This is a genomic window from Sphingomonas sp. (assembly GCF_013816785.1).
GTDB lineage: Bacteria > Pseudomonadota > Alphaproteobacteria > Sphingomonadales > Sphingomonadaceae > Sphingomicrobium.
Genome location: NZ_JACDDV010000035.1, coordinates 13,833 through 22,374 on the forward strand (window position 1 = coordinate 13,833; position 8,542 = coordinate 22,374).

Sequence of the window (8,542 nt, forward strand, 5' to 3'; positions counted from 1 at the left end):
CTGAGGCATCTTCCATGATCATGCCGGCCCGAGTGAGAAGCTCGTCGATTAGGCGCGAGGTTTCCGGGTCATGTCGGCGTTTCTTCGTCATGTGCTCAATGACGCTCTTCGGCGGCCGCTAGTCCACCCGCAGCTTTCGGCGCGCACGCGAATAAGGACTCGACTGTGCGGCCGAATCGAGCATTGGTCGCTCGTCGCCTTAGGGCGAGACAGCCGCGCGAACTTCAGGTTCGGCGGCTTGGGTCAGTGCCATCGGAATGTCTCCGGTGTGGCGCAAAATGGAGGCCCAACATGACGACCAAGACCAACGCCTCGACGAAGGCTGCTATGGTGACGAAGATCCTCTCACGTGAGAAGGGCGCCACGGTCCTTGAAATCGCCAAGGCGACCGGCTGGCAGCCGCACAGCTGTCGCGCGTTTCTCACCGGCGTTCGCAAAAAGTCGCAGATCGTGAAAGAACAACGAGCCGACGGTAAGCTCGCCTACCGCATCGAGGCCGCCTCGATGCCTCCCGCCGAATGAGCGACCTCGATCGCAAGCTGAACGACCTGTTAGCGATGTCACCTGCCCAGCTTCGCGCTCTGTGGCGCGAGTGCTGGCGCAGGCCGGCCCCCACGATGGCACCCAATTTGCTCCGCCGGGGCATTGCATGGAAGCTCCAGTCGCGAGTTCATGGAGTGCTTGCCGCTCAGAGCAAACGCGCGCTGGATCAAGCGGCCAGGCGCCTCCGAAACGGCGAGTCAATCACCTCAATCAAGTCGGTATCCTTAAAGCCTGGCACTCGGCTCGTGCGAGAGTGGGGCGGAAAGATCCACCAAGTGGTCGTCCTCGACAAAGGATATGAACATGAGAGCAGGCACTTCACCAGCCTGACCCAGGTCGCTTCCGCTATCGCTGGAGCACATTGGTCTGGCCCACTATTCTTCGGGCTCAAGAAGCGCAGCGTTCCTCAGCGAAGGATCGCCGCATGATGGTCCGTCGCCGCTGCGCTATCTACACCCGCAAGTCGACCGAGGACGGGCTCGATCAGGCGTTCAACAGCCTCGACGCTCAGCGCGAATCCTGCGCCGCTTACATCCTGAGCCAGACCCACGAGGGATGGGAGGTGGTCCAGGAGTGCTATGACGATGGCGGCTGGTCGGGCGGCACGATGGTCCGGCCGGCACTCAAACAACTGCTCGACGATGTCGCCGCCGGCAAGATCGATGTGATCGTCGTCTACAAGGTGGACCGGCTCACTCGAAGCCTCGCTGACTTCGCGCGCATCGTTGATACGCTCGATAAGGCGGGGGCCTCGTTCGTCAGCGTAACCCAGGCGTTCAACACCACCAGCAGCATGGGTCGTCTGACGCTCAACGTGCTCCTGTCGTTCGCGCAGTTCGAACGCGAGGTCACCAGTGAGCGCATCCGCGACAAGGTCGCGGCATCCAAACGCAAGGGGATCTTCATGGGCGGGCCGGTGCCGATCGGATACCGACTTGAGAGCCGCAAGCTGATCATCCAGGAGGCCGAGGCAGCGACCGTGCGCACGATCTTCCGGCGTTATGTCGAGCTCCAATCCATCGGCAACTTGGCCGACACACTCGCTGCCGATGGTGTTCTGACCAAGAAGCGAGTGTTCCGAGACGGCCGCACGGTTGGCGGCATTCCGTTCACGACCGGACCGCTCGCTGCCTTGCTCAAGAATCCAGTCTACATCGGACAGGTGCGCCAGGGAGATGCCCTTTACAACGGAGAGCAAGAAGCGATTATCGGTGACGAGCTGTGGAACGAAGTTCAGGCTAACCTCGCCACCAACCGCCACGAGCGGCGCCTGGGTAGTCGGGCACGCTATCCCAGTTTGCTTACTGGCATGATCACCGATCCCGACGGGCGGCCCATGTCTCCGACCTTTGCCAGCCGCGGCGCTCAACGGCACCATTATTATGTGAGCAGGCTGGGTCCAGGCGAGAACCGCAAAAGCGCCTGGCGTATTCCCGCGCGCGAGATCGACCGCATCGTCTTGACGGCCCTCGAGGAACGGCTTGCCGGAGGATGCTCACTGGGCGCAGGCGACGAGGACGACCGCACCAGCATTGCCAGCCTGGCCGTGCCGCAGCAGCGCTCGATGCTCCTCCAGCACCAAGCGGTTGTTTGGCTTCAGGAGTGCCAACTGAGCGTCACATTCGGCGATGCTGGCGACACGGCGACGTCCGACATTCCCATCTCCATTGCTCGGCGGGGTGCCGAGGTCAGGATCATTCAGTCGCCCGGGGGCAAACCGGCCAACGCGCCAGATGCCGTGCTGCTGAAGCTCGTGGTGCTTGCCCGGGCGGCTCAGCAGGCCCAGCTTTCAGGAGCCGACGATCCACTGGTTGCTCACTACAGCAAGGCCCATCGCCAACAGCTGCTCCGCATCAGCTGGCTTGCGCCCGACATCCTGTCTTCCATCTGCGAAGGTCGACAGCCGGCCACACTGACCGGCCGACGCCTTCTCCGGGCAACCAACATCCCGCTCGCCTGGGCCGAGCAGCGCGTACTGCTCGGATACGCCTGATCCAATCCGCAACGCGCAACTGCAACCGTCGTCCGGTTTATCGGCCGTTGGAGAAAGTGCAGCTGTTTGGGGCATTCGGCGGCGGCCAAAGAGCTCTCTTGGCTAACGGCAGCGATGCGCGGAGTCGGCGCAAGTCCCGGATACTGCGGGACAATATCGGACCGGCTCCATGGCATCTAAGTTATTGTTATTGCAGAGTATTTAGAGTGGTGCCGGATGCAGGAATCGAACCCGCGACCTTCGGTTTACAAAACCGCTGCTCTACCATCTGAGCTAATCCGGCCGCCGCGGCAGCCCACCGCGGCTGCCATCTGCGTCAAACCACGCCGAACGTCCAGCCTTCGCTGCGCGCAATCGCCGGAGTCAGTCCCGGCGGAGCGAAGGCGTTCGGCTCGGTCCGCGCGAACTGGCGCATTCCAGCGGCGGTGATCAGGGCATCGCTTTGATGGTCATTGGGTTCGGCACGAAGCGGCGCGGGAGGACTGCCAAGCGCCTTCAAGGCACGATTGAGTTCGCTCCGGGAACGGACCTTGGCACCGCTGAGACCGGCGTTGCGAAGGTAGATGCGGGTATAGATTTCAACCACTGCGCTGCCGTCGTCGGGCAGCGGATCCATCGGCCAGATGGCAATTTTGTCGTCGATCGCGTGGAGCATCCGCATTCCGGCAAAGCTCGCCTTGGCGACCTGAGCGGCGCCGATCGCGTCATAGGCCGAGGCGGTCTTGCGCCCGCCTTGCGCGTTGAGGCGCGCGTCGCATTGGCGGAAATGCATGAAATCGGCCTTCACCCCGTCCGCGATGCCGAAATAGAAATGCTTGCGATGGGCGGTTTCAAGGAAGCTGGCGGCGCCCAAATCGTCGTCGCTGCAGTGGGCGTCGACGTAGGCCCAGAATTCGCGCGCATTGGTTGGGACGCCCGCTTCCTCCGGCAGATATTCGCCGCGCTCAACGATTGGCGGTGCGAAGCTGAAATCGAAGCCGAACAAGGTCGGGCGTTTGGCGGCTTCGCGGACCAGCCAGTCGGCGACTTCCTCGCGCGACCAGTTGTGTCCGGGGCGAATTAGCCGCGGCGACGATTCGCACCGCGCCTCGGCGATGGCGATACCCTTGTGCCTGGTGCCCTTCGCCCCCGACCAGTCGATCGCGACGAAGGAAATGAACCGCGACCTCACACCAGCGGCGGCTGGCCCTGGCCATATCCGTCATCGCTGGCCGGGCGCTGCGGAACTGGCGTGGCCGGGGCGGAATCCCCGCGTTCCATCCGCTCCAGCTTGCGTGCCGCGGCGTCGCGCCCGCCAAGCCCGAAGGCGATCGCCGCGGCCACCGCTGCGGAACCCAGGATCAGCCCGAAGGCCATCATCACGATCTGGTCGGCAAGGCCCATGAAGGTCAGGCCGATGGCGGTGAACAAGGCGATGATCGCATAGCGGACGATGGTTTGCGCCGGGCTGCTCGCATCGGTCCCGCTGGCGACGAAACCGGAAATGATCCGTGCCAGGAAAATCCCGGTGACGATGATTAGCGAGCCGAAGATGACCTTGCCGCCAAGCTCGGTCACCTGCGCCAGGAAGATGGCAATGGTGCCGCCGCCCAGTTGCTTGGCCGCCTCGATCGACGCGCCAAGGATGATCGCGATCATCGCGATATTGGCGACGATCTTGGATGGCACCGCGCTGACCGGCAAGGCGCCGGTCGATTGCAACGCCTGATCGAAGCCGGTTGGCGGCAGGATCGCTTCGATGATCGTCTTGACGAACCGCGCCAGGATGAAGGCGATGCCGATCCACAATGCGGCCGCGAAGACGCGCGGGATGGCGGCGAGTATCTGGTTGAGCATGGCAATCGCCGGCCCGGAAATCGCTTCCACCCCAAGCACCTGGAAAGCGGAAATTGCGACCGTGATGATGATCAAGGCGAACACCAGTGTCGCGACTCCGCGAGCAATGCTGCTGCGGGTCGCGGGCAGGGCCGGGTCGGTCGCCGAGCGGTCGGCGGACAAGCCCGAGCCGAGTCCGATTTTGTGGAGCAGGCCTTCGACATTCATCGCGGTCAGCGAGGTCTCGGTCAGCCGGCTGGCGATCCGGGCAACGATATAGCCGATGAAAAATATCAGCCCGGCACCGATGAGCCGCGGCAGGAAGGCGAAGATTTCGACTACCATCTTGTTGATCGGTGCAAGGATCTGGCCGAAGCCGAGGAAGCTGACGGCGGCCATGATACCGACCAGCCAAATGATCAGCTTGGCGATCACCCCGAGCTGATGACCGACGGTTTCTTCGGGCGTCCCGGTGACGTGCCGTCGCAGCGCTGGCGACTTGTCGATGGCTTTTTGAAGGACCCATTTGGCAGTGCGGGCAACGATCCAGGTCGCGACCAGTATGGCGAGCGCGATAAGGATTTTGGGGCCCCAGAAAATCAGCTGGCTCTGCCAATAGGCACCCTGGTCTACCTGGTACATGTCACGCTCCCTTCACGGATTTCCTCACGCTTCCCTGTGTAGCGCTTTGCGCCGTTCATTCCAAAACTCAAGCCGCTCTTTGACCTTGGCTTCAAAGCCACGGTTGCTGGGCGCGTAAAAGACTTGCCGGTCCATGTCTTCGGGCCAGTAATCGGCGCCCGAAAAGCCGTCGTCGCTGTCGTGATCATATTGATAGCCCGAGCCATAGCCGATGTCTTTCATCAGCTTGGTCGGAGCGTTGAGGATATGCGCCGGCGGCGGCAGCGATCCGGTTTCCTTCGCGCTCCGGAACGCGGCTTTCTGAGCGGCGTAAGCGGCGTTCGATTTGGGCGCGGTGGCGAGGTAGAGGCAGGCCTGGACGATCGCCAGTTCGCCTTCCGGGCTGCCGAGGAAGTCGTAGGCGTCCTTGGCCGCGAGGCACTGGACCAGCGCCTGGGGATCGGCGAGGCCGATATCTTCGGAGGCAAAGCGGACGAGGCGGCGCAGCAGGTACAGCGGCTGCTCCCCAGCGACCAGCATCCGCGCGAGATAATAAAGCGCCGCCTGGGGGTCGGACCCGCGAAGGCTCTTGTGAAGCGCGCTGATAAGGTTGTAATGGCCCTCGCGATCCTTGTCGTAGACCGGGACCCGGCGATTGAGCAGCGCGGATAATTGAGCCGCTTCGAGCGGTTCGGGGATGTCGACCGCGAACAGGGTCTCGGCCTGGTTGAGGAGGAAGCGGCCGTCACCGTCGGCGCTTGCGATGAGTGCGTCGCGGGCAGCGGCCGTGACCGGAAGCGGGCGCCCGGCGATTGCTTCGGCGCGGTCGATCAACTCGCCCAGCGCCTGATGATCGAGGCGGTGGAGGATCAACACCTGGCAGCGCGACAGCAATGCTGCGTTGAGCTCGAAACTGGGGTTTTCGGTCGTCGCTCCAACCAGGGTCACTGTGCCATTTTCGACGAACGGCAGGAAGCCGTCCTGCTGAGCGCGGTTGAAGCGGTGGATTTCATCAACGAACAGCAAGGTCTGCTGCCCGGCGCCGGCTGCCTGTTTGGCTTCGGCAAAGACTTTCTTGAGGTCGGCGACGCCGGAAAAAACCGCACTGATGGCGACGAACCGCAGTCCGACCGCCTCCGCCAGCAATCGCGCGATGCTGGTCTTGCCGGTTCCCGGCGGTCCCCACAGGATCATCGACGACAGGCGCCCTGCGGCAACCATCCGGCCGATCGCACCGTCCGGTCCGGTCAGATGAGACTGGCCAACGATGTCGCTCAGCGTCGCCGGCCGCAGACGATCGGCCAATGGCGCATTGGCCAGCGCTGCGTCCGGTCGAACGGCGCTGATCTCATCGTCGCTGAACAAGGTGCCCATCGCTGCTCACCATAAGGCGCAATCTAAAAAATGCATCGGCAAATGCTTGCAAGCGATGTAGCTAAGATATATCTCAGACACATCTGAAAAGGAGATAACATGAAACGACACCATGATTGCGGCAAAGGCCGCGATTTCATGATCGACCTTCCCGCGGCCCTGATGGCAATGCGCGGCGGTCGCGGCTGGAGCGGGAATTGGGGGCCATTCACATTCGACTTCGGCGACGGTCTGGAAGGTTCGGGACGGCACGGCAATCGCGGCCGTCGCGGTCGCCGGATGTTCGAATCCGGTGAATTGCGGCTGGTCATGCTCAAGATGATCGCCGACCAGCCGCGCCATGGCTATGAACTGATCAAGGCGATCGAGGACATGACCGGCGGCGAATATGCGCCGAGCCCGGGGATTGTTTACCCGACCCTGACATTGCTCGAGGACATGGGCTTCATCGCCGAAAAGAAGTCCAAGGATTCGAAGAAGATCTTCGCTGCGACCGACGACGGTCGCGCTCATCTCGACGAGAATGTCGCGGAAGTGGAAGAACTGTTCAAGCGTCTGTCCGATCTGGCGCCGAAGGAAAGTTCGTCGGCAGGACCGGCGATCGGCCGCGCGGTAAAGAACCTGATGACCGCGCTTAGCCACCGCATCGGTCGCGACGGTCTCGACGAGGAATTGCTGCTCGAAATCGCGGCCATCCTCGATGAGGCGGCGCAGCGTATCGAACGGGTCAAATAGGGTCGGCTAGCGAGCGGCCATTCGAGCCAGCCGCTCGCGCTTGGCGATCACCCGCCGGTAGACATCGAGAACGACCGAATTGATCTCGTCCCAGTCGCGGGTCGAGGCATAAGCAGCTCCGGCGGCGCCGTGCGCCGAGCGCATCGCGGGGTCGCTGGCATAGGCCTGGAGTGCGTCGGCATAAGCGTCGCCATCGGTCGGATCGCACAGGATTCCGGTGACTCCGTCCTGGACCAAATTGGTCGCTCCGGTTGAGACCGCTGCGACCACCGGCAAGCCGCAGGCCATGGCCTCCAGCGTGACATTGCCGAATGCCTCGGTCACCGACGGGTTGAGAAACACGTCGCCGCTGGCCAGCGCCCGGGCAAGGTCGTCGCCAACCTGCTGGCCGACGAACACCCCGTGGGGCATTCGTTCCTGGAACCAGTCGCGCGCCGGGCCTTCGCCGATGATCAGCGCGTGATGGGGAATGCCGCGCTCGGTCAGCTGATCGAGCGCCGCGGCGAACTCATGGAGTCCCTTTTCAAGCACCAGACGGCCAAGGAAGGTCACGGCCAGCTCATTATCGGCAATGCTAAGGCTGCGCCGCCATTCGACGTCGCGCCGGCCGGGATTGAACTGCTCGCGATCGACGCCGCGGGTCCAGATGTGGATGTTGCGGCTCATGCGCTGGGCGCGGAGCACCGCCGCGGTGGATTCCGCTGGCGCCAAAATGGCATCGCAGCGCCGATACAGACGGCGCAAGGCGGCACGAAGCGCGGGTTCCAGCAGCTGCAAATGGTAATAAGACAGATAGGTTTCGAAACGGGTGTGAACTGAGGCGACGGTGGCAATGCCACGCCGTCGAGCCCACGTCACCGCCCGGTGCGCCGCGATGTCGGGACTCGAGATATGGACGATATTGGGCGCGAAGGCTTCGAGGTCGCGGCGGACCTCCGCCGAAAGCCCGGTGGGAATCCGATATTCGCGCCGCCGCGGGATCGTGACCGATTTCAGTCCGACCAAGTCGCCAGTGGGCGGGAAGGCCGGTTTATCGACCACCGGCGCATAGACCCTGACCGTCGCGCCCTGACGAAGCAAATAGCCGACCAGCCGGTTGAGCGCCTGGTTGGCGCCGTCGCGGACGTAATTGTAATTGCCCGAAAACAGGGCGATGCGGAGGTCGGTGGTTTCCATCGGTGACGCGCCTTAACCGCGCGTTCGGCAAAGGCAAAGGTTGCGATGGGCGAGAAGCTAAGCGAAGCGCGCAAGATCGGGCTGCCGATGGTCGCCCGCGCCGATGCCCGGTTGTTCATCCTCGGCAGCCTGCCCGGCGACGCCTCGCTCAGCGCAAGCCGCTATTACGCTCATCCGACCAATCAATTCTGGCGCCTGCTCGGGGGAGCGATCGGCGAGGATCTGCAGCGGCTCGATTACGACGCCCGCCTGGAGGTGCTGGCTGGCCGGCGAATTGGCTTGTGG

Annotated in this window: 8 protein-coding genes, 1 tRNA gene and 1 pseudogene; 5 read left to right on the forward strand and 5 right to left on the reverse strand. The window is 63.1% G+C overall.

Features of this window, described 5'->3' with window-relative positions:
• Window positions 1–291: 291 nt before the first annotated feature.
• The 3 genes from H0W65_RS08375 to H0W65_RS08380 are packed head-to-tail and all read left to right on the forward strand — an operon-like array spanning window position 292 to window position 2,536.
• A complete protein-coding gene (locus H0W65_RS08375; RefSeq protein ID WP_294006376.1) occupies window positions 292–522 on the forward strand; it encodes a DUF3489 domain-containing protein in 231 nt (76 codons plus the stop codon).
• Entirely contained in the window at window positions 519–971 is a 453-nt protein-coding gene (locus H0W65_RS12205) for a DUF2924 domain-containing protein (RefSeq protein ID WP_367120134.1), read from the forward strand. Before H0W65_RS08375 ends, H0W65_RS12205 begins: the two co-directional genes overlap by 4 nt.
• Window positions 968–2,536, forward strand: a complete 1,569-nt coding sequence (locus H0W65_RS08380) for a recombinase family protein (RefSeq protein ID WP_294006378.1) — start codon at window positions 968–970, stop codon at window positions 2,534–2,536. Before H0W65_RS12205 ends, H0W65_RS08380 begins: the two co-directional genes overlap by 4 nt.
• Window positions 2,537–2,743: 207 nt before the next feature.
• Here the strand turns inward: H0W65_RS08380 and H0W65_RS08385 are convergent.
• The 4 genes from H0W65_RS08385 to H0W65_RS08400 form a co-directional block, all read right to left on the reverse strand.
• Window positions 2,744–2,819 (reverse strand) — tRNA-Thr (locus H0W65_RS08385).
• 33 nt (window positions 2,820–2,852) lie between these two features.
• Window positions 2,853–3,707, reverse strand: coding sequence for a hypothetical protein (locus tag H0W65_RS08390; RefSeq protein ID WP_294006380.1), 855 nt, complete (start codon window positions 3,705–3,707; stop codon window positions 2,853–2,855).
• Entirely contained in the window at window positions 3,704–4,993 is a 1,290-nt protein-coding gene (locus H0W65_RS08395; protein WP_294006381.1) for a mechanosensitive ion channel, read from the reverse strand. Before H0W65_RS08395 ends, H0W65_RS08390 begins: the two co-directional genes overlap by 4 nt.
• Window positions 4,994–5,017: 24 nt before the next feature.
• A complete protein-coding gene (locus H0W65_RS08400; RefSeq protein ID WP_294006383.1) occupies window positions 5,018–6,346 on the reverse strand; it encodes a replication-associated recombination protein A in 1,329 nt (442 codons plus the stop codon).
• A 99-nt stretch (window positions 6,347–6,445) separates the two neighbouring features.
• Between H0W65_RS08400 and H0W65_RS08405 the strand changes: the two genes are divergently transcribed.
• Entirely contained in the window at window positions 6,446–7,081 is a 636-nt protein-coding gene (locus H0W65_RS08405; protein ID WP_294006385.1) for a PadR family transcriptional regulator, read from the forward strand.
• Between the two features lie 6 nt (window positions 7,082–7,087).
• On the opposite strand, the gene H0W65_RS08410 is transcribed toward H0W65_RS08405, so the two are convergent.
• Window positions 7,088–8,257 (reverse strand): glycosyltransferase family 1 protein, encoded by a 1,170-nt coding sequence (locus H0W65_RS08410; RefSeq protein ID WP_294006387.1) that lies wholly within the window; start codon window positions 8,255–8,257, stop codon window positions 7,088–7,090.
• 45 nt (window positions 8,258–8,302) lie between these two features.
• On the opposite strand from H0W65_RS08410, the pseudogene H0W65_RS08415 reads away from it, so the two are divergent.
• Window positions 8,303–8,542 (forward strand): annotated as a pseudogene (locus tag H0W65_RS08415) (DNA-deoxyinosine glycosylase); the annotation flags it as partial.

What these genes read in the sequence shown, in the direction of transcription:
- H0W65_RS08405 (WP_294006385.1), top strand. Translation starts at nt 6,446, where the DNA reads ATGAAACGACACCATGATTGCGGCAAAGGCCGCGATTTCATGATCGAC.
- H0W65_RS08395 (WP_294006381.1), bottom strand. Translation starts at nt 4,993, where the DNA reads ATGTACCAGGTAGACCAGGGTGCCTATTGGCAGAGCCAGCTGATTTTC.
- H0W65_RS08410 (WP_294006387.1), bottom strand. Translation starts at nt 8,257, where the DNA reads ATGGAAACCACCGACCTCCGCATCGCCCTGTTTTCGGGCAATTACAAT.
- H0W65_RS08400 (WP_294006383.1), bottom strand. Translation starts at nt 6,346, where the DNA reads ATGGGCACCTTGTTCAGCGACGATGAGATCAGCGCCGTTCGACCGGAC.
- H0W65_RS08380 (WP_294006378.1), top strand. Translation starts at nt 968, where the DNA reads ATGATGGTCCGTCGCCGCTGCGCTATCTACACCCGCAAGTCGACCGAG.
- H0W65_RS08375 (WP_294006376.1), top strand. Translation starts at nt 292, where the DNA reads ATGACGACCAAGACCAACGCCTCGACGAAGGCTGCTATGGTGACGAAG.
- H0W65_RS12205 (WP_367120134.1), top strand. Translation starts at nt 519, where the DNA reads ATGAGCGACCTCGATCGCAAGCTGAACGACCTGTTAGCGATGTCACCT.